Raw genomic sequence first — 18,112 nt, 5'->3', positions numbered from 1 at the left:
GGGGGGGGGTGGGGGGGGGGGGGGGGGGGGGGCGGGGGGGGGGGGGGGGGGGGGGGGGGGCGGGGGGGGGGCCCCCCCCCCCCCACCTCCCGTCCGGTGCTAGGGGAGGGGATTGAGCGTGTCGGCGAACACCACACCGTGCCCGAGGCCGGTGTCCGCCGACAGCGCTCCGCGCTCCACCCGCACGCCGCTGGGGGCGGCCAATGCCCCCAGGTCTGCGAAGGAGGCGCGGTCGATGTCCTCGACCATGGCGGGTCGGGACAGGCACAGGGCCAGCTGCCCGGACAGTTCGGGCAGCAGGTGGGGGGCGACCGGGACGCCCCGGCGGTCGGCCGCCTCGGCGATGCGCAGGAAGGGGGTGATGCCGCCTACGCGTACGACGTTGGGCTGGACGATGTCGCACACCCCGGCGTCGATGTAGCGTTCGAACTCCTCGACGGTGCGCAGGTTCTCGCCCAGGGCGAAGGGCACGGGGGTGCGCGATCGCAGCCGGACGTGGGAGCGCAGGTCGTCGGCGGGCAGCGGTTCCTCGATGAAGTGGGGTTCGTGCTCGGCCAGTGCCGCCAGGGCGCGGGCCGCGGCGGGCACGTCCCAGCGCTGGTTGGCGTCGACCATGAGGAGGCCGTCGGCGCCCAGGAGGGTGCGCACCGCCCGTACGCGTTCGGCGTCGCGGGCCGGGTCGGGGGAGCCGACCTTGATCTTGACGGCCCGGTGTCCGGCCGCCAGCCACCGGCGGACCTGGTCCTGGAGGTCGCTGAGGGGGTAGTCCAGGTTGACGCCGCTGCCGTAGGCGGGGACCGTCGTGCGGCGCCTGCCCAGGAGTTCGACCAGGGGCAGGCCGGCGGCCTTGGCCGACAGGTCCCACAGGGCGATGTCGACCGCGGCCAGGGCCATGAGGGTGATGCCGCTGGTGCCCGCCTCGCGCAGGTGCCGGCGCAGCTCGTCCCAGCGGGAGGGGTGGGCGGGCCCGCCCACCAGGGCGGGCCTCAGGTCGTCTTCGAGGAGCGCGCGCACCGAGCGGGCGCCGATGAGCGGGGTCCAGGAGAATCCCGTTCCGGTGAGGCCGGTGTCGGTGTCCACCTCCACCACGACGATGTCGTTGCGGTCCACCCCGCCGTCCCACGCCCGGTGCAGGGGCAGGCGGTGGGCGCGGGCGCGCATTGCGGTGACGCGCACGTGTTCAGCCCTTCCCGACCAGGGCCAGGCCGGTCTCGATGAGTGCGGCCAGGTCGGCCTCCTCCTCGGGTGTGGGGTCGGTGAACGGGGCCCGGACCCCGCCCACGGGGACGCCGCGCAGGCGCGCCCCCGCCTTGACCAGGGAGACCGCGTAGCCGGGGGAGCGGTCGCGCAGGGCCACGAGGGGGTCGAAGAACTCGGCGAGGAGCCGGTCGGCCAGCGGGTCGCCGTTCTGGACGGCCTTGTGGAAGGCGTCGGCGACCTCGGGGACGAAGGCGAACGCCGCCGAGGAGTACAGGGGCACCCCCACGCCGCGGTAGGCGGGGACGGTCAGTTCGGCGGTGGGCAGGCCGTTGAAGAAGGTGAAGTCGTCGCCGCGGACCTTGCGTACCGCGAGCACGATCCGGTGCATCAGCCCCAGGTCGCCGATGCCGTCCTTGATGCCGACGACGGAGGGCAGTGCTGCGATCTCGGCGGCGGTCTGGGGGGTCAGGACCAGGGTGCCGCGCTGGTAGACGATGACCGGCAGGTCGGCCGCGGCGGCGACGGTGCGCACGTACTCGACCATTCCCTCGCGGGGGGCCGCGACGAGGTAGGGGGGCAGGAGCAGGACGGCGTCGGCGCCGGCCTCCTTGGCGGCGCGGGCCTGTTCGGCGGCGGTGGCGACGCTGCCGCCCGCGCCGGCCACGACCGGGACGGCCCCGGCGACGGTGTGGACCGTGCGGGCGACCACGGCGGCGTGCTCGGCGGCCGACAGGGCGTGGATCTCGCCGGTGCCGCAGGCGGTGAACACCCCTCCGGCGCCGTGGGCGACGCCGGAGGCGACGTGGTCGGAGAGGACGTCGAGGTCCACGGCCCCGTCGGGGCCGAAGGGTGTGAGGGGGAAGAAGAGGATTCCGTCGAAGCGCATGGCTCTCCTCGGGGGGAAGGGGGGTGTCACAGGACGTGTTCGATGTGGCGGCGGGCGGTGGTGGCGATGACGTCGTCGATGTCGGCCGCCCAGATGTCGGCGTTGAAGATCTCGACCTCGATGTCGCCGGTGTGGCCGGCGGCCTCCACCGATTCGCGCAGGGAGCGCACGTCGATGTGGCCGTCGCCGACCATGCCGCGACCCAGCAGGGCGTCGGCGGGCAGGGGCAGGACCCAGTCGCAGACCTGGAACAGGGCGATGCGCCCCTCCCGGCCGGCGCGGGCGATCTGGGCCTGCACGTCGGGGTCCCACCACACGTGGTAGGTGTCGATGGTGACGCCGACCGCTTCGGCGGGGAGGTCCCGGGCCAGGTCCAGGGCCTGGCCCAGGGTGGACAGCACGGCCCGGTCGGCGCAGAACATGGGGTGCAGGGGTTCCAGGCCCAGGCGGACGCCGCGCTCGGCGGCGTAGGGGGCCAGGGCCGCCAGGGCGTCGGCGACGCGTGCGCGCGCGCCGGGCAGGTCGCGGTCGCCTTCGGGCAGGCCGCCCACGACCATGACCAGGACGGGGGCGCCCAGGGCGGCGGCCTCGTCGATGGCGCGCCGGTTGTCGTCCAGGGCGGGGGCGGGGTCGTGGCCGGTGAGGAAGCCGCCCCGGCAGTAGGAGGTGACCCGCAGCCCTGAGCGGCGCACCAGGGCGGCGGCCTTGTCCAGGCCCAGGTCGGCGACGTGTTCGCGCCACAGGCCGATGGCGGGGACGCCGGCGCGCAGGCAGCCGTCGACGGCCTGGACGAGGGTGGCGGGGCGGACGGTGGCCTGGTTGAGGGACAGCCGGGCCAGGCGGGGGTCGCCGGGTCCGGGGGTGGGGACGGTGGCCGGGAGTCCGGTGGGGACGTCCACGGCGGTGGGGACGGGGGTGCTCATTGGTGCACCCCCGCCACGTGCAGCAGGGCGCGCATGCGCTCGACGGCCAGGTCGGGGTCGGTGAGGACTCCGGCGGTGTCGGCCAGGCGCAGGGTGCGGGCCAGGTGGGGCAGGTCGCGGGCGGACTGCATCCCGCCGACCATGTGGAATCCGCGCTGGTGGCCGTTGAGCCAGGCCAGGAACGCGATGCCGGTCTTGTAGTGGGGGGTGGGCGCGCCGAAGAGGTGGCGGGCCAGGGGGACGGTGGGTTCGAGCAGGGCCCGGTAGCGGTCGGTGTCGCCGGCGTCCAGGGCGGCCAGGGCGCGGGCGGCGGCCGGGGCGATGGCGGCGAAGACGCCCAGCAGGGCGTGGGAGTGGCCGTGGTCGTCGCCCTCGATGAGGTCGGGGTAGTGGAAGTCGTCGCCGGTGTACAGGCGTACTCCGGGGGGCAGCAGGCGGCGCAGCCGGACCTCCAGGCCGGCGTCGAGGAGGGAGACCTTGATGCCGTCGACGCGGTCGGCGTGGTCGGCGATGAGGGCGGCCACGGGTTCGATGGCGTCGGCCGGGTCGGGGAAGCCCCAGTACCCGTCCAGGGCGGGGTCGAAGACGGCGCCCAGCCAGTGCAGGATCACCGGGCCCTGGGCGCGGTCGAGCAGGGCGGAGTAGACGCGGGTGTAGTCGGCGGGTCCGGTGGCGACGGCGGCCAGGGCGCGCGAGGCCATCAGGACGGGGACGGCCCCGGCCTTGTGGACCAGGTCGAGCTGGTCGCCGTAGGCGGTGATAACGCTTTCCAGGTCGGCGTGCGAGGGCTCCAGTCCGTCGGTGCCCACGCCGCAGGCCAGGGCGGCGCCGCGGGCGGCGGCCTCGGCGCCCGAGCGGCGGATGAGCTCGGCGACGGTGTCGGGGTCCAGGCCCATGCCGCGCTGTGCGGTGTCCATGGCGTCGGCCACCCCCAGGCCCTGGTCCCACAGGTGGTGGCGGAAGGCCAGGGTGGCGTCCCAGTCCAGGCGGGCCGGGGCGCCGGGGGCGTTGGGCAGCAGGGGGTCGGCGACCACGTGCGCGGCGGCGTAGGCGGTGCGGGTGCGGGCGGGGGGCAGGGGGGAGGCGTCGGCGGCGGGGCCGGCGGGGGTGAAGGGGGCGAGGGTGCCGTCGCCCTCGGGCAGCAGCAGGGGGCTCATCGGATGGAGACCTCGCCGAGTTCGATGGTGCGGCCGGTGCGGGCCGACTCCAGGCCGGCCTCGGCCATCTGCAGGCCGCGCGCCCCCGAGAGCAGGTCGTGGGGGAAGGGCGAGCCGGTGGCCACGTGGCGCAGGAAGTCCTCCCACTGGGCGCGGAACCCGTTGGGGAAGTCGGTGTTGTCGGGGACGTGCTCCCACTGCTCGCGGTAGCGGCCGGGGTCGGCGGCGTCGGGGTCCCAGACGGCCTTGGGGGTGAGGGCGCGGGGCTGGACGCGGCAGGAGCGCAGGCCCGCCACGGCGCTGCCGTGGGTGCCGTCGACCTGGAACTCCACGAGTTCGTCGCGGTCCACGCGCACGCTCCAGGAGGAGTTGATCTGGGCGACGGTGCCGCCCTCCAGTTCGAAGATGCCGTAGGCGGCGTCGTCGGCGGTGGCGTCGTAGGGGGCGCCGTTCTCGTCCCAGCGGCGGGGGATGTGGGTGGCGGTGCGGGCGGTGACGGTGCGCACCGGGCCGAAGAGGTGCTCCAGGATGTAGTGCCAGTGGGGGAACATGTCCAGGACGATGCCGCCGCCCTCTTCGGCGCGGTAGTTCCAGCTGGGGCGCTGGGCGGGCTGCCAGTCGCCCTCGAAGACCCAGTAGCCGAACTCCCCCCGTACGGACAGGATCTCGCCGAAGAAGCCGGAGTCCACCAGGCGGCGCAGTTTGAGCAGGCCGGGCAGGAAGAGCTTGTCCTGGACGACGCCGTTGCGCACGCCCGCCTGTTCGGCGAGTTTGGCCAGGTCCAGGGCCGAGTCCAGGGTGGACGCGGTGGGCTTTTCGACGTAGATGTGCTTGCCGGCGGCGATGGCCGAGCGGACGGCCGCTTCGCGGGCGTGGGTGATCTGGGCGTCGAAGTAGACCGAGACCTGCGGGTCGGACAGGACGGCGTCCAGATCGGTGGACCAGCGGGTCAGGCCGTGCCGGTCGGCGATCTCGCGCAGTTTGCGCTCGGAGCGGCCGACCAGGATGGGTTCGGGCAGGAGCCGGGAGCCGTCGGGCAGTGCGATGCCGCCGTCGTCCCGGATGGCCAGGATGGACCGGGTCAGGTGCTGTCGGTATCCCATGCGCCCGGTGACGCCGTTCATGGCGATGCCCAGTACGCGATCGCTCATCTGATGTGACCACCTCTCTTGTGAAAGCGCTTTCCACCTTACGGCAAAGTTCGCCTCCACACCAGTGGCGAAGCGTGCGGCCGACGGCGGGGGTGGCCGGGTGCGGTGCTCGGGAGGGTGAAGGGGCTGGTCACCGGTCGCGGCGGGGGCGGGGGTCCGTCGCGGTTCCGCGCGCGGACCGGGCCCGCCGCGGCCGCGCACCCCGACGGGCCGGGCGCGCTTTCCCCGGTTTTCCCGGCGGGCCCGACCTGGGCGGACTCCGCCGCCGCGACCGCCCCGCGGGGGCGGTCCCACCGGGGGCCGCCGACGCTCCGGAGGGCCGATCGCGCCCCCGGAAAACGGAAAGCGCTTACATTTCCGGGGGTCGGGCCCGCCGCCCCGGACGGGGCGGCGGGCCGGGTGTCAGCGGGCGGTGTGCGCGGTGATCTCGGCCAGCACCAGGTCCCACAGCGGCTCGGGCGGGTACTGGTGGCCCACGCCGGGCAGCGGCACCAGCCGGGCGCCGGGGACGGCCGCGGCCATCGCCCGCCCGTGGGGCAGGGGGAACATCGGGTCCTCGGTGCCGTGCAGCACCAGCGTGGGGGCGGTGAGGGCCGCCGGGTCGGGGTCGGGCGAGCCGTCCTCCTCCAGGATCCAGTGGTTGGTCTGCGTCGCCGCCATGTCGGCGGTGCGGTCGTAGACCCGCGCGGAGAGCGCGCGCGAGCGCTCGGCGTCGAAGACCGACCCGGCGAACGCGCGCTCGCCCTCGACCATCGCCTCGATGGCGGCCTCGCGGTCGCTCCAGTCCGGACCGGGGCCCTGGTCGGCGAACACGGCCCGGAGCCGCGGCTCCATCGGCGGCAGCTCGGGCCGGTCCGGGCCGCCGGTGCCGCCGGGGGTGGTGGACTGCAGGGTCAGGGTCGCCACCCGCCCGGGGTGGTCCAGGGCGATGCGCTGGGCGAGGTCGGCGCCCATGGAGATCCCCACCAGGTGGGCGGTGTGCGCGCCCACCCCGTCCAGGACGGCCAGGGCGTCGGCCACCAGGTCCTTGCGGGTGTAGGCGGGCGCGCCGGCCGGGTAGGCGGTGGACCGGCCGGTGTCGCGCAGGTCGTAGCGGACCACGTGGCGTCCGGCGGCGGCGAGCCGGGCGCAGAAGCCGTCCTCCCAGTAGTCCATGGAGGAGGCCGCGCCGCCGATGAGCAGGACGGTCGGGTCCTGGGCCGAGCCGAAGGCCTGCGTGCAGATCAGGGCGTCGCCGGAGGGCAGGAGCAGTTCTCCGGAGCGGGCGGGGTCGCTGGACATGGCGCTCTCCTAACTACTGAATTAATAGCTGCTACTATTATTTTCATAGTTTCGTGAGGAGGACAAGTGCCCGGTAAGCGGAGTTACGGCGAGGGGTGCCCGATCGCGCACTCCCTGGACCTGGTCGGCGAGCGGTGGGCGCTGCTCGTCGTCCGGGAGCTGCGGCTGGGGGCGCGCCGCTACAGCGACCTGCAGGAGGCGCTGCCCGCCATCGCGCCCACCGTGCTCTCCCAGCGCCTGAAGGACCTGGAGGCCGTCGGCGTCCTGCGCCGCCGGGAGCCGGAGCCCCCGGCGGCGGGCCGGGTGTACGAGCTGACCGAGTGGGGCGCGGAGCTGGAGCCGGTCTTCCGGGCGCTGGCCCGGTGGGGGGTGCGCTCCCCGGTCGTGCCGCTGTCGGGGCAGGTCAGCGCCGACTCCGTGATGCTGGGCCTGCGGACCTTCTTCGCCCCGCCCGAGGGGCACGAGCCCTGGTCGGCGCGCTACGACGTGCTGCTGGGGCGCGAGCGCTACCGGATCGGTGTCGAGCGGGGGCGGCTGGCGCACCTGGCCCGGGGGCGGGACCCGGAGGGGGCGGACGTGGTGGTGCGCACCACCAAGGAGACCTGGCGGCGGGTCCTGGCGCGGGAGGAGCCTGTGGCCGGCGCGGTCGCCGCGGGCCGGCTGGAGGTCGAGGGCGATCCGGGCCTGCTGGAGCGCCTCGTCGCGGCCGCGGCGCCGCCCCCTTCTGCCGGGTAGGGGCTCAGGCGCCGCGGGGGTCCAGGGTGACGCCGGGCAGGGCGGGCAGGTCGGCCAGTGCGGTGACCCGGTGCAGGTGGTGCACGCCCGGCGGCAGGTCCGCGGCCAGGGCCGCCGCGTGGGCGGTCACCAGGGCGGTGGCCCGGGACTGGCCGCGGCCGCGCGCCCGGCGCAGGTGGGGGCCGCTGCGGGCGGCCGCCGTCCAGGCGTCCGTGCCCGGCAGGTGCGGGACCCCGCGCAGGCGGCCCGCGCCGGGCAGGCGGGCCAGCAGCCCCAGGCCCCGGGTCAGGGCGGGGGAGTCCAGCCCCAGGTGGGTGCGGACCGGGCGGCCCAGGTCGCGGGTGAGCACGTGCTGGTCGGCGAAGTCGGCGCGCAGCAGCCGTCGCCGCCCCTGTCCGGGCAGGTCGAGCCGTGCGCCCCGGGACAGGTTGCGCACCGTCTCCCCGGTGGCCGGGTCGGGGAAGGAGCGGCCGAGCAGTCCGAGGGTCCACGCGGTGGCGGCCGCCCCGTGCGCCTCGCCCTCGCCCAGGAGTACGGCCACGTCGATGGGGGCGGTGCCCGGGTGGGCCGCGTGCAGGTCGGCGGCGAGCAGGGTGGTCAGGCCCGGGGCCAGGCCCACGCTGAGCAGCACCGGCGCGCGCGGGGCCAGGCGTTCGAGCCGGGCGGTGTAGCCGGCGGTGGCGGTGGGGTCGACGAAGGCCGCCCCGTGGTCGGCGGCGATCGCGGCCAGTGCGGGGTCCTCGGCCCCGGCGGCGTTGACCACGACGTCGATCCCCTCCAGGGCGTCGCGGTAGTCGTCGTGGCGGGTCAGGTCCAGGGGCAGGTCGGCGCGGCGGGGGTCGCGTCCGGCGGCCAGGCAGGTGTGCCCGGCCGCGCGCAGTGCGGCCGTGGCGGGTGCGCCCACCGCGCCGTAGCCGCCCAGGACCAGCACCCGCAGAGTTCTTGTAGTCATACTCCAAATAGATATGCGGAGTGGCACTACAGTCAAGTCCTAGGATCGTGGCCATGGACACGCACGCCGTCGACGGGCGCACCGCCCGCTCCCTGGCCACCCGCGCCCGGATCGCGCGGGCCGCCGCCGCCCTGTTCACCGAGCGGGGGTACGCCGCCACCAGCGTCGCGGCGATCGCCGCCGAGGCGGGGGTGGGCGTGCAGACGGTGTACTACACGTTCAAGACCAAGGCGGCGGTGCTCGGGGAGGCCGTGGACCAGGCCGTGGCCGGGGACGCCGAGCCCGTCCCGACTCTGGAGCGCCCCTGGGTGCGCGAGGCGCTGGCCGCCCCCGACGCCCGCGGCCAGGTGCGCCTGCAGGTGGCCGGGACCGGTGCGGTGATGGAGCGGGTCGCCGGGCTTCTGGAGGCGGTGCGGGGCGGGGCCGCCGACCCCGACCTCGCCGGGCTGTGGCGTACCAACGTCGAGCAGCGCCGTACCGTGCAGCGGGTCTTCGCCGGCGCCCTGGCCGACCGGGGGGCGCTGCGCCCCGGGCTGGACGCCGAACAGGCCGCCGACCTCATGGTCGGCCTGCTCTCCCCGGAGCTGTTCACCCTGTACACCGTGCACCTGGGCCGCTCGGTGGAGTGGTGGCGCGAGCACACCGCCGACGCGCTGCTGCTCCAGGTGGTCCGGTCCTGACCGGGGGCCGCCCTGCCCGGTTCCGGCCACGGGGTCCTGAACGGCCCGGGGGTCAGGCCAGGAAGCCGCGGACCAGTTCGGCCACGCGGTCCGGGCACTGGCGGTTGACCCAGTGCCCGGCCCCCTGGACCACCTCCAGCCGCGCCCCGGGCACCGCCGCGGCCGCCGCGGCGGTGCGGGCGGGGGCGACGCCGATGTCGCGGTCGCCCTGGACGAACAGGGCCGGGCAGGAGATCTCGCCCAGGCGCGGGCGCAGGTCCACGTTCATGCGGATGGGGCCGATGGAGGCGTTCTGCCAGTCGGAGGAGCCCGTTCCGTTGGTCCGGGCCTCCTGGAGGACCTCGTCCACGATGGCGTCGAAGTCCTCGACGGGCCCGGGGATCAGGGCGGAGCGCACGAAGCGCTCCACGCCCGCGCGCGAGCGCAGCATCATCCCGGGCAGGGTGGTGTTGAGGAACCGGCTGCGGGCGGTGAGCCACAGCAGCTGGTGCACCACGGGCGGGAAGGAGAGCGTTCCGGCGGGGGCGATCGCCACCAGGCGCTCCACCCGGCGGGGGCGCTCGATGGCGTAGGCCAGGGTGAGCGCGCCGCCCTGGGACAGGCCCACCAGGGCGGCCCGGTCCAGGGCGAAGTGGTCCAGGACGGTGTCGATGACGCCCAGCAGCACGCCGTGGTCGGCGGTGCCCCGCCAGGGGCGGCTGCGGCCCTGTTTGGGCCAGTCGGGGGCGAACACGCGGTGGTCCGCGGCCAGGGCGGGGATCAGGTGCCGCCAGCTGAGCAGGGCGTTGTCCTGTCCCGCGCCGCTCAGCAGGAGGACCGGCGGGCCCTGGTCGCCCGCGACGGCGACGCTGAGGGGGCCTTCGGGGCGGGTGATGACGGTGCGGTCGAAGGGGTCGTGGGTCACGGTGCGGGGTCCTTTCCGCGGGTCTGCTGCCAGCGCTGGAAGAGGGCGGGCAGTTCCGACTCCAGGAACCGGTACAGCTCGTTGACGTTGGCCAGGCGCTCGCGGCGCTGCGCGGAGGCGTCCCGCAGGACGCGCAGCCCGTGCTCGGTGACCTCGCGGAAGCCGGAGGCCTGGGCGTAGCGGCGCTCCAGCATGCGGCTCCACCCGTCGGCGGAGATGCGCAGGTAGGCGTTGCGGTCGCCGGGGCGGCGCACGGTCTCGACCAGGCCGCTGGGGGTGAGCAGGCGGGCGGCGGTGCTCAGCGAGCTGCGGCTGACCTGGAGGGCCTCGGCGATCTGGGCGGGGCTCTGCTCGGACGGGTCGCAGATCAGCAGCCAGCCGACCACCCGGCCGGAGATCAGGGGCAGGCCCTCGCGGGCGAAGAACGCGGCGACCTCGTCCACGAAGGCGGCCTCGTCGTCGGTGGGTGCGCTCATGCGGCCAGATTACCGTCGTTGCAGTCATGACTGCAACAACGGTAATGGGTGTGCGGGGCCCGTGGTGCCGTCGGCGGCCGCCGACGGCACCGGGGCGGGTCAGGGGGCGAAGGAGTCCAGGGCGGCCGCGCGCATGTCCTCGTACCCGGCCCAGTCCCCTTCGAGGCCGGCCCAGGCGACGGTGTAGTACACGCCGGGGGAGACCGTGATGTTGCGGGCCAGGACGCGGCGCTGCTGCCCGTCGCCGGTCCAGCCGAACTCCCAGTCGGCGGCCGACTGGAAGGGGGTGCGGTCGGTGACGTCCTCGACCAGGATCCGCCGGTAGTCCGGCAGCCGCCCGGAGTCGATCACCCCCTGCTCCTGGTCGAGCACGTGCTGGTACTCGTCCTCGGTGGGGTGCTCGGCGCTGTCGATCTGGAGGTAGGTGGCGTCGGTGGGGGAGTCGTAGAAGACGCTGGTGCCGTCGACCCGGCGGATCCACCCGTCGGGCACCAGGACGGAGAAGCCGTTCTCGGGGTCCGGTGTCCAGGTCATGCCGCTGTGGACGGGCTCCTGCGGCTCCTCCTGCGTCTGCCCGGTCCCGGGGGTGGCGTCGGCGGCGGTGGTGTCGGCGGCGTCCGCGTCGTCGGAGGGCGCGCCGTCGCCGGGGCCGGTGCCGGACAGGGCGGTCCCGGTGGGGGCGCCCCAGGGGTCGACCACCACCAGGACGGCGGCCCCGGCGACGACCAGGGCCAGGCCCAGGGTCAGGACCACCACCGGCCAGGAGAGGCGGCCGCGCGGGGCGGGCCGGTCCGCGCGGGGCCGGGGGTGCCCGTCGGGGGCGCCCGGGGGCGGGGGCTGGACCGGGAGGGTGGGGGCGGTGCGGGGCGGGATGAAGGAGCCGGTGAGGGCGACCTGCCGGGTGGTGCCGGCCGCTGCGGGGCCGGGCTGCGGCGGGGGGCCGACAGGGGCCGGCGGTGCGGCCGGCGCCTGGGGTCCGGTGCCGGGCGGGGGGACCTGCGGTGCCGCCGCCGGGACGGGGGCCGTGGCCGCGGGGGCCGTGCCGGCCTCCAGCAGCGCCCGGCAGCGCCGGGCGTCCAGGCGCCGCTGCGGGTCCTTGGCCAGCAGTCCGTGCACCGCCTCGCGCAGCGGCCCCGGGGCCAGCCGTTCCGGCGGTTCCTGGTGGAGGATGGCGTTGAGGGTCGCCGGGACCCCTTCGCGGCGGAACGGGGACATCCCCGTGGCCGCGAGGTACAGGGTCGCCCCCAGCGACCACAGGTCGCCCGCGGGGGTGGCCGGTCCCGACGAGAGGCGTTCGGGGGGCAGGTAGGCGGGCGACCCCATGATCCCGGCGGTCTGGGTGACGGCCGTGGTGTCGGCGATCGTCGCGATGCCGAAGTCGGTGAGCACCACCCGTCCGCTGTCGGTCACCATGACGTTCTCGGGTTTGACGTCCCGGTGCGTGATGCCCTGCCGGTGCGCGGTGTCCAGGGCGCTGAGCAGGTCCAGGCCCCACCGGGCGACCTCGTGGGCGGGGCGGACGCCCTCCCGGCGGACCAGTTCGTACAGGGAGCACCCGGTGAGGAACTCCATGACGATCCAGGGGCGGCCGTCCTCTTCGAAGACGTCGTGGACGGTGACGATGTTGGGGTGCGACCCCATGGCGGCGGCCTGGGCCTCGCGGCGGGCGCGGGTGGCGGCGCGGGCCCGCTCCTCCTCGCTCAGCCCGGGGCCGAACAGGATCTCCTTGACGGCGACGGTGCGGTTGAGGTCGTCGTCGTGGGCCTTCCAGACCCGTCCCATCCCCCCGCGGCCGAGTTCGGCGGTGAGGCGGTAGCGCTCGCGCAGCAGGCGCTCGGGTTCGGTCTCGGACCCCATCGGGCTCCCTCGGGTGCGGGCCGTCGTGTACGGAAAAGGCGCGCACGGGGGGCGGCCAGGGCACGATTGTAGTGATGTGCGCACCCGCCCCGGACCGCCCCCGGGGCGGGGCCTTCGCCCGTCGGCGGGTGCGCACCGGCCTGAGCTGGGAGGGCCGGGGCGCCGACGGGGGCGGGAATGGGGGACGCCACGTCCGACACGCATGGTTTCGCCCGTACGTGGTAAAAAGTTAGGTGTGCCGAACTTCAGAGATTGGAACCCTTCACCGCGCTGGGCCGCCGCTCCGCTCGTCCTCGCCCTGGCCCTGACCGCCTGCTCCTCCTCCGCGGGCTCCTCCGCCGGCGCCGACGACGGGCGCCCCCTGGTCCTGACCACGTTCACGGTCCTGGCCGACATGGTCGAGAACGTCGCCGGCGACCGCGTCCGGGTCGCCTCCCTGACCCGCCCCGGCGCCGAGATCCACGGCTACGAGCCCGTCCCCGACGACCTCGTCCGCGGACAGGACGCCGACCTGATCCTGGAGAACGGCCTGGGCCTGGAGGCCTGGTTCGCCCGGTTCACCGAACGGGTGGACGCCCCCACCGCCGTGCTCTCCGAAGGCGTGGAGACCATCCCCATCTCCTCCGGCGACTACGAGGGCGAGCCCAACCCGCACGCCTGGATGTCCCCCGACAACGCCCTGGTCTACGTCGACAACATCCGCGACGCCCTGATCGGGCTGGACCCCGAGGGCGAGGCCGGGTACACGGCCGCCGCCGAGGCCTACAAGGCCGAGATCACCGAGGTCGGCGACTACCTGGAGGAGGAGCTGGGCTCCGTCCCCGAGCCCGCCCGCGCCCTGGTCACCTGCGAGGGCGCCTTCTCCTACCTGGCCCGCGACGCCGGGCTCGCCGAGATGTACCTGTGGCCGGTCAACGCCGAGAGCGAGGCCACCCCGCAGCGCATCGCGGAGGTCACCCGGTACGTCGAGGACAACGGGGTGCCCGCGGTGTTCTGCGAGAGCACCGTCAACGACGGCACCCAGCGCTCGGTCGCCCGGGCGACCGGGGCCGAGCTCGCCGGACCCCTGTACGTCGACTCCCTGTCGGAGGGGGGCGGTCCCGTGCCCACCTACCTGGACCTGCTGCGCCACGACGCCGAGGCCATCGTGGCCGGGCTCGCCGGGGGGCGGCCGTGAGCGCCGCGGCGCCCCCGGCGCCCGCCGTGGAGGTCGTGGACGCCACCGTCCACTACGGCGACGTGCTCGCCCTGGACGGGGTGTCCCTGTCGGTGGGGCCGGGCCGGATCTGCGGACTGCTGGGCACCAACGGCTCGGGCAAGTCCACCCTGTTCAAGACCGTCCTGGGGCTGGTGCGCGCCGACCGCGGCCGGGTGCGGCTGCTGGGCCTGGACGGCGCCACCGCCCGCCGCAGGGGGCTGGTGGGGTACGTGCCCCAGACCGAGCAGGTCGACTGGGACTTCCCGGTGAGCGTGCGCGAGGTGGTCATGATGGGCCGCTACGGGCGCATGGGGCCGCGCCGGCGCCCGCGCGCGGCCGACCGCGAGGCGGTGGAGCACGCGCTGGAGCGCACCGACCTGGCGGGCCTGGCCGAGCGCCGCATCGGCGCGCTCTCGGGCGGCCAGCGCAAGCGGGCGTTCGTCGCCCGCGCCCTGGCCCAGGGCGCCGACGTGCTGCTGCTGGACGAGCCCTTCGCCGGGGTCGACAAGGGGTCGGAGGCCACCATCACCGCGCTGCTGCGCAGGCTGCGCGACGAGGGCCGCACCCTGCTGCTGTCCACCCACGACCTGGCCCGGGTGCCGGAGCTGTGCGACGAGGCGGTGCTGCTGCAGCGGCGCGTCGTCGCCCGGGGCGCGCCCGAGGAGGTGCTGCGTCCGGAGACCGTCATGGAGGCCTTCGGCGTCCACGTCGAGGAGGAGGGGGAGCGGTGGAGGCGCTGACCGCGGTCGTCGACTGGTTCGCCGTGCCGGTGCAGTTCGACTTCGTCCGCCGGGCGCTGCTGGTGGCCGTGGCGGCCGGGGTGGTGTGCGCGGTGCTCTCGTGCTGGATGACCCTGGTGGGTTGGTCGCTCATGGGGGACGCGGTCTCCCACGCGGTGCTGCCGGGGGTGGTGCTGTCGTACATGTTCGGGCTGCCGTTCGCGCTGGGCGCCCTGGTGTTCGGCACCGGGTCGGTGGCGCTGATCGGGGTGGTCAACCGCACCTCCCGGGTCAAGGAGGACGCGGTCATCGGGGTGGTGTTCACCGCGATGTTCGCGCTGGGGCTGGTGCTGGTGTCGGCGGTGCCCAGCCAGACCGACCTGGGGCACATCCTGTTCGGGAACGTGCTGGGGGTGTCCGACGCCGACATCGCGCAGATCCTGGTGCTGGCGGCGGTGGTGCTGGGCGTGGTGTGGTTCAAGCACCGCGACCTGACGCTGTACGCGTTCGACCGGGTGCACGCCCACGCGGTGGGGATCAACCCGCGCCTGCTGGAGACGCTGCTGCTGGGGCTGCTCGCGGTGACGGTGGTGGTGGCGCTGCAGGCGGTGGGGATCATCCTGGTGGTGGCCATGGTGATCATCCCGGGGGCGACCGCCTACCTGCTCACCGACCGGTTCGAGCGGATGCTGGCGATCTCGGTGGGGGTCGCCGTGGTGGCGGCGGTGGCGGGGGTGTTCGCCAGCTACCACCTGAACGTGTCCACCGGCGGGTCCGTGGTGCTGGCGCAGGCGACGGCGTTCGCGCTGGCCTACCTGTTCTCGCCGCTGCACGGTGTTCTGGGCCGGCGGCGGCGCCGGCCCGCGGGTCAGAGCACGGCCCGGCAGTAGAGGCGGTGTCCCCGGGCTGCCGCGGTGCGGGCCAGGTCGGCGAGCGCTTCGGTGAAGCCGGCCGGGCCCGAGGTGTCGGCGCCGTCCGGGAGGAGGCCGGCCGCCCACGCGGCCGCGGCGCGCTCCCGCTCGGAGGGGGTGGCCGCGGCCAGGGCGTCGCGCAGCCGGTCGGTGAGCGTCATCATCCACATGCCGCCGTGGGCCGGGTCGGTGAGCAGCGCCGCCGCCCGGGGGTCCCGGCCGACCTCGTCGGCCGACAGTCCGGTCAGGGCCGCCTCCAGCCCGCCCAGGTCGACGGCGGGGTCGACCCCCTTGACGGACAGCAGCGGCACGCCGGCCTCGGCGAGGTCGGCCTCCAGCAGGGCGGCGGCCGCGGTGTCGTCGGCGGCGGCGAGGTAGTCGTAGATCGGCATGGAGCCAGTACACCGCATCCCCGCGACGGTCGGCGCCCGCGCCGTGGGCCGGGCGGGCAGGTGCCCGGTTCAGGTGCGGGCGGCGGCGTGGCGGCGGTAGTGGCGGGCGGCGCGGGCCCGGTTGCCGCAGGAGGTGCCGCACCACTGCTGGCGTCCGTGGGCCTGGACGAAGTAGCGCTCGCAGCGCGGGGCGGTGCAGACCCGCAGCCGTTCGCGGTCGGGCCCTTCCAGGAAGGCGATGGCGGCGCGGGCCAGTGCCGCGACGGTGTCCGGGCAGCCCCCGCCGGGGGCGAACTCCACGGTGGGCACGTCCGGTCCCTCCCAGCGCAGCCGGGGCACCACCGCCTGGCGGGCCGCCGCCGCGTTGAGCAGGGCGAGCGCCTCCCGGTCGGGGGGCGGCAGGCGGGTGTCGGCGGGGCCGGGCCGGGCCGTGCCGACCACCCGGGCGAACAGCGTGCGCACCGCCCCGCGCAGGGTCACCACCTGGGCGTGCAGCTCCTCGTCCACCGGCGGTGCCGCGCCCTCGGGCAGCAGGTGGGCCGCGGCGGCCAGCCAGTGCGCGGTCCCCTCGACGCCGTCCAGGTCGTCCGCCACGCCGGAGCCGTCGTGGCGGATCGTCCCGGCCAGTTCGAGTGCCAGTCGGCCGTCCATGATCCCCCGTTCGTTCACCGCAACCCCACTTGCCCGCATCCTTCCCCACGGGCTAGCGTTCTAACGGTTAACACTAACTTATCCGTTAGAACCTCGTCTCCGGTGAACCCGGAAAGGACCCCGATGACTCTTCTTCTCGCGCACATCAGCGACCTGCACCTGGACGGCTCCGAGCGCGCCACCGAGCGCGCCGAGCGCACCGTGGCCTACCTGCGCGACCTGCCGCAGGCCCCGGACGCCCTGCTGGTCACGGGGGACATCGCCGACACCCCCGCGCGCGAGGAGTACGAGGAGGCGGCCCGGCTGCTGGACCTGCCGTTCCCGGTGATCGTGTGCCCGGGCAACCACGACGACCGGGCGGGGCTGCGCACGCACCTGCTGGGGGAGGGGGCGTCGGCGGAGCCGTTCAACCGGGTGCACCACGTGGCGGGGGCGGCGGTGCTGGCCTGCGACTCCACCATTCCGGGCGAGGACGGCGGGCGGCTGGACACGGCCACGCTGGTGTGGATCAACGAGACGCTGAGCGATCTGCCGGCGGACGTCCCGGCGCTGCTGGCCTTCCACCACCCGCCGGTGCGGATGCACCACCCGCTGCCGGACTCGATGCGCCTGGGCAACGCCGACGACCTGGCGGGGCTGCTGCGCGCCCACCCCCGGGTGGCGGGCATCCTGGTGGGCCACATGCACACCGGTGGCGCGACGATGTTCGCGGGGCGGCCGCTGCTGCTGGCGCCGGGGGTGACGTGGACGCTGCGCATGCCCTGGGAGGGCGAGCCGGCCGCCGACCGCACCCAGCCGCCGGGGGTGGCGTTCCACCTGTTGGACGAGGACCAGCGGCTGAGCACGCACTTCCGCGCGGTGATGCGCGCCGGGGCAGAGGTCTGAGCGGGCGGGCGCGCCGTGCGCGCGGGGAGTGGCGCCACGTTTTCGCCGGTCGGGTCATGTCGACGGGGGGCGGGTCGTGTGCGCGGGAGGCGGCGGTGCCGGGGAGCACTTCGGGGCCGCCACGAGTCGGTGGCGGCCCCGTCGGGCGGAAGGTCCCGACCGAACCGGTGGCCGCGCGGGCGCGGCCTGGTCGGAGCGCTTCCCGGTTCGACGGGCCCGGGCAGGTCGGGCCGGGCGCCGTCGGACCCGTTGGGATTCTAGGCGAGTGGGGGGAGTCGCCGGTCCCGGTCAGAGGAGCATGGCGAGCTGGCGGCACTGGGCGACCAGGGTCCCGGTGGAGTCCCAGATCTCCATGTCCTCCTCGTGCAGGCCGCCGGAGACGTGCTTGGTGAAGACGCGGCAGGCCAGCCAGCCGGGGGCGGGCCGGGCGCGCACGTGGACGCTCAGCTCGACGGTGATGGTCGTGAACTCTCCGATGTCCAGGACGGCGGGCGGGGCGAAGTCGACCATGGCGGGCAGTGCGTGCACGTCGGGTTCGCGGCCGTCGGCGAAGCGCATCCAGAACTCGGCGTGGGGGCGGCCGTCCTTCTTGCCGTCCAGCCAGCCGGGGCGGGTGGGGTAGCGGTACTCGACGCTGTGGGCGATGCCGAGCCCGTCGGGCTTGTCCGCGAACTCGTCGGGGACGGGGCAGTCCCCGGGTGCGGGCAGGTCGGGCGGGGTGTCCAGGGTCAGCACCCGGGCGGCGGGGTTCGGGGTGAGGTCGCCGTAGGTGGCGGTGGCGCGGATGACCTCCTTGCCGTTCTGCTCCAGGACCACCTGGCCGGTGGCGGTGCGGCGGCCCTCGCGGATCACCTCGGTGCGGGCGGTGGCCGGGCCCGGCGCGGCGGGGCGCAGGAAGAACGCGGAGACGGCCAGCGGGTCGGGCTGGCCGAGGTTCTGGCGCAGGGCGTTGAGGGCGGTGCCCAGGACGTACCCGCCGTTGGGGTGGGAGGTGAAGGTGGTCCAGGCGTCGGTGAGGGTGGCTGCGAACTCGCCGTCGGCCAGTTTCTCCACGCGGGTGTCGCGGTCGAACCGGTACTGCTCGGTGATGGGGTCAGGGCTCATGCCGCAATGTTACCGACGAGTAGGAACCGGTCGGGGGCGCGGGCGCGAAA

19 protein-coding genes are annotated in these 18,112 nt (G+C 75.4%); 6 read left to right on the top strand and 13 right to left on the bottom strand.

Translation table 11 applies throughout. From position 1 onward, the window contains the following. Window positions 1-99: 99 nt before the first annotated feature. The 6 genes from ACFVNO_RS23675 to ACFVNO_RS23650 form a co-directional block, all read right to left on the bottom strand. The gene (locus ACFVNO_RS23675; protein WP_378895748.1) at window positions 100-1,176 is read right to left on the bottom strand and encodes a mandelate racemase/muconate lactonizing enzyme family protein; all 1,077 of its coding nucleotides are present in this window, start codon (window positions 1,174-1,176) and stop codon (window positions 100-102) included. A 4-nt stretch (window positions 1,177-1,180) separates the two neighbouring features. Continuing rightward, the gene (locus ACFVNO_RS23670; RefSeq protein ID WP_378895746.1) at window positions 1,181-2,086 is read right to left on the bottom strand and encodes a 5-dehydro-4-deoxyglucarate dehydratase; all 906 of its coding nucleotides are present in this window, start codon (window positions 2,084-2,086) and stop codon (window positions 1,181-1,183) included. Between the two features lie 26 nt (window positions 2,087-2,112). Then, window positions 2,113-3,009, bottom strand: a complete 897-nt coding sequence (locus ACFVNO_RS23665) for a sugar phosphate isomerase/epimerase (RefSeq protein ID WP_355264580.1) — start codon at window positions 3,007-3,009, stop codon at window positions 2,113-2,115. Continuing rightward, a complete protein-coding gene (locus ACFVNO_RS23660; RefSeq protein WP_355264583.1) occupies window positions 3,006-4,166 on the bottom strand; it encodes a dihydrodipicolinate synthase family protein in 1,161 nt (386 codons plus the stop codon). The genes ACFVNO_RS23665 and ACFVNO_RS23660 overlap by 4 nt, the downstream gene beginning before the upstream one ends. After that, window positions 4,163-5,317: a Gfo/Idh/MocA family protein gene (locus ACFVNO_RS23655; RefSeq protein ID WP_378895743.1), complete on the bottom strand. Its 1,155-nt coding sequence runs from the start codon at window positions 5,315-5,317 to the stop codon at window positions 4,163-4,165. The genes ACFVNO_RS23660 and ACFVNO_RS23655 overlap by 4 nt, the downstream gene beginning before the upstream one ends. 402 nt (window positions 5,318-5,719) lie before the next feature. Beyond that, window positions 5,720-6,598, bottom strand: a complete 879-nt coding sequence (locus ACFVNO_RS23650) for an alpha/beta fold hydrolase (RefSeq protein WP_378895741.1) — start codon at window positions 6,596-6,598, stop codon at window positions 5,720-5,722. A 66-nt stretch (window positions 6,599-6,664) separates the two neighbouring features. On the opposite strand from ACFVNO_RS23650, the gene ACFVNO_RS23645 reads away from it, so the two are divergent. Beyond that, a complete protein-coding gene (locus tag ACFVNO_RS23645) occupies window positions 6,665-7,333 on the top strand; it encodes a winged helix-turn-helix transcriptional regulator (RefSeq protein WP_355264592.1) in 669 nt (222 codons plus the stop codon). 4 nt (window positions 7,334-7,337) lie between these two features. Here the strand turns inward: ACFVNO_RS23645 and ACFVNO_RS23640 are convergent, their stop codons facing one another. Next, the gene (locus ACFVNO_RS23640) at window positions 7,338-8,285 is read right to left on the bottom strand and encodes an NAD-dependent epimerase/dehydratase family protein (protein ID WP_378895739.1); all 948 of its coding nucleotides are present in this window, start codon (window positions 8,283-8,285) and stop codon (window positions 7,338-7,340) included. Between the two features lie 53 nt (window positions 8,286-8,338). On the opposite strand from ACFVNO_RS23640, the gene ACFVNO_RS23635 reads away from it, so the two are divergent. After that, window positions 8,339-8,965, top strand: coding sequence for a TetR family transcriptional regulator (locus ACFVNO_RS23635; protein WP_355264598.1), 627 nt, complete (start codon window positions 8,339-8,341; stop codon window positions 8,963-8,965). A gap of 52 nt (window positions 8,966-9,017) precedes the next feature. Here the strand turns inward: ACFVNO_RS23635 and ACFVNO_RS23630 are convergent, their stop codons facing one another. From ACFVNO_RS23630 to ACFVNO_RS23620, 3 genes are all read right to left on the bottom strand, one after another. Beyond that, entirely contained in the window at window positions 9,018-9,869 is an 852-nt protein-coding gene (locus tag ACFVNO_RS23630; protein ID WP_355264601.1) for an alpha/beta hydrolase, read from the bottom strand. Further along, on the bottom strand, window positions 9,866-10,345 hold the full coding sequence (locus ACFVNO_RS23625; RefSeq protein ID WP_378895736.1) for a GbsR/MarR family transcriptional regulator: 480 nt from the start codon (window positions 10,343-10,345) through the stop codon (window positions 9,866-9,868). The genes ACFVNO_RS23630 and ACFVNO_RS23625 overlap by 4 nt, the downstream gene beginning before the upstream one ends. Window positions 10,346-10,444: 99 nt before the next feature. Then, window positions 10,445-12,202, bottom strand: a complete 1,758-nt coding sequence (locus tag ACFVNO_RS23620) for a serine/threonine-protein kinase (protein WP_378895734.1) — start codon at window positions 12,200-12,202, stop codon at window positions 10,445-10,447. Between the two features lie 235 nt (window positions 12,203-12,437). On the opposite strand from ACFVNO_RS23620, the gene ACFVNO_RS23615 reads away from it, so the two are divergent. Genes ACFVNO_RS23615 through ACFVNO_RS23605 form a run of 3 tightly spaced genes read left to right on the top strand, consistent with a single transcriptional unit; the run spans window position 12,438 to window position 15,009 of the window. Further along, a complete protein-coding gene (locus tag ACFVNO_RS23615) occupies window positions 12,438-13,379 on the top strand; it encodes a metal ABC transporter substrate-binding protein (protein WP_355268959.1) in 942 nt (313 codons plus the stop codon). Then, window positions 13,376-14,140 (top strand): metal ABC transporter ATP-binding protein, encoded by a 765-nt coding sequence (locus ACFVNO_RS23610; protein WP_378895732.1) that lies wholly within the window; start codon window positions 13,376-13,378, stop codon window positions 14,138-14,140. Before ACFVNO_RS23615 ends, ACFVNO_RS23610 begins: the two co-directional genes overlap by 4 nt. Continuing rightward, window positions 14,128-15,009 carry a metal ABC transporter permease gene (locus tag ACFVNO_RS23605; RefSeq protein WP_355268957.1) on the top strand — a complete coding sequence of 294 codons (882 nt, stop codon included), beginning with the start codon at window positions 14,128-14,130 and terminating at the stop codon, window positions 15,007-15,009. Before ACFVNO_RS23610 ends, ACFVNO_RS23605 begins: the two co-directional genes overlap by 13 nt. Here the strand turns inward: ACFVNO_RS23605 and ACFVNO_RS23600 are convergent. Further along, window positions 14,988-15,422, bottom strand: coding sequence for a hypothetical protein (locus ACFVNO_RS23600; RefSeq protein ID WP_378895730.1), 435 nt, complete (start codon window positions 15,420-15,422; stop codon window positions 14,988-14,990). The genes ACFVNO_RS23605 and ACFVNO_RS23600 overlap by 22 nt on opposite strands. Before the next feature lie 69 nt (window positions 15,423-15,491). Then, entirely contained in the window at window positions 15,492-16,091 is a 600-nt protein-coding gene (locus ACFVNO_RS23595; protein ID WP_355268953.1) for an ABATE domain-containing protein, read from the bottom strand. A gap of 105 nt (window positions 16,092-16,196) precedes the next feature. On the opposite strand from ACFVNO_RS23595, the gene ACFVNO_RS23590 reads away from it, so the two are divergent. Then, window positions 16,197-16,958, top strand: a complete 762-nt coding sequence (locus tag ACFVNO_RS23590) for a metallophosphoesterase (RefSeq protein WP_355268951.1) — start codon at window positions 16,197-16,199, stop codon at window positions 16,956-16,958. A 288-nt stretch (window positions 16,959-17,246) separates the two neighbouring features. Here the strand turns inward: ACFVNO_RS23590 and ACFVNO_RS23585 are convergent, their stop codons facing one another. Next, window positions 17,247-18,062, bottom strand: coding sequence for a thioesterase family protein (locus tag ACFVNO_RS23585; RefSeq protein ID WP_355268949.1), 816 nt, complete (start codon window positions 18,060-18,062; stop codon window positions 17,247-17,249). Window positions 18,063-18,112 lie beyond the last annotated feature (50 nt).

The organism is Nocardiopsis sp. NPDC057823, assembly GCF_042797335.1.
In the GTDB taxonomy this organism is placed as follows: Bacteria; Actinomycetota; Actinomycetes; order Streptosporangiales; family Streptosporangiaceae; genus Nocardiopsis; species Nocardiopsis changdeensis.
The sequence above is the reverse complement of the archived record's forward strand: the minus strand, read 5'-3'. Positions and strand labels throughout refer to the sequence as shown.

Bases quoted from the DNA above. Each gene is read 5' to 3' on its own strand.
- ACFVNO_RS23590 (WP_355268951.1), top strand. From the start codon at position 16,197: ATGACTCTTCTTCTCGCGCACATCAGCGACCTGCACCTGGACGGCTCC.
- ACFVNO_RS23635 (WP_355264598.1), top strand. From the start codon at position 8,339: ATGGACACGCACGCCGTCGACGGGCGCACCGCCCGCTCCCTGGCCACC.
- ACFVNO_RS23660 (WP_355264583.1), bottom strand. From the start codon at position 4,166: ATGAGCCCCCTGCTGCTGCCCGAGGGCGACGGCACCCTCGCCCCCTTC.
- ACFVNO_RS23670 (WP_378895746.1), bottom strand. From the start codon at position 2,086: ATGCGCTTCGACGGAATCCTCTTCTTCCCCCTCACACCCTTCGGCCCC.
- ACFVNO_RS23655 (WP_378895743.1), bottom strand. From the start codon at position 5,317: ATGAGCGATCGCGTACTGGGCATCGCCATGAACGGCGTCACCGGGCGC.
- ACFVNO_RS23600 (WP_378895730.1), bottom strand. From the start codon at position 15,422: ATGCCGATCTACGACTACCTCGCCGCCGCCGACGACACCGCGGCCGCC.
- ACFVNO_RS23620 (WP_378895734.1), bottom strand. From the start codon at position 12,202: ATGGGGTCCGAGACCGAACCCGAGCGCCTGCTGCGCGAGCGCTACCGC.
- ACFVNO_RS23665 (WP_355264580.1), bottom strand. From the start codon at position 3,009: ATGAGCACCCCCGTCCCCACCGCCGTGGACGTCCCCACCGGACTCCCG.
- ACFVNO_RS23585 (WP_355268949.1), bottom strand. From the start codon at position 18,062: ATGAGCCCTGACCCCATCACCGAGCAGTACCGGTTCGACCGCGACACC.
- ACFVNO_RS23625 (WP_378895736.1), bottom strand. From the start codon at position 10,345: ATGAGCGCACCCACCGACGACGAGGCCGCCTTCGTGGACGAGGTCGCC.
- ACFVNO_RS23640 (WP_378895739.1), bottom strand. From the start codon at position 8,285: ATGACTACAAGAACTCTGCGGGTGCTGGTCCTGGGCGGCTACGGCGCG.
- ACFVNO_RS23650 (WP_378895741.1), bottom strand. From the start codon at position 6,598: ATGTCCAGCGACCCCGCCCGCTCCGGAGAACTGCTCCTGCCCTCCGGC.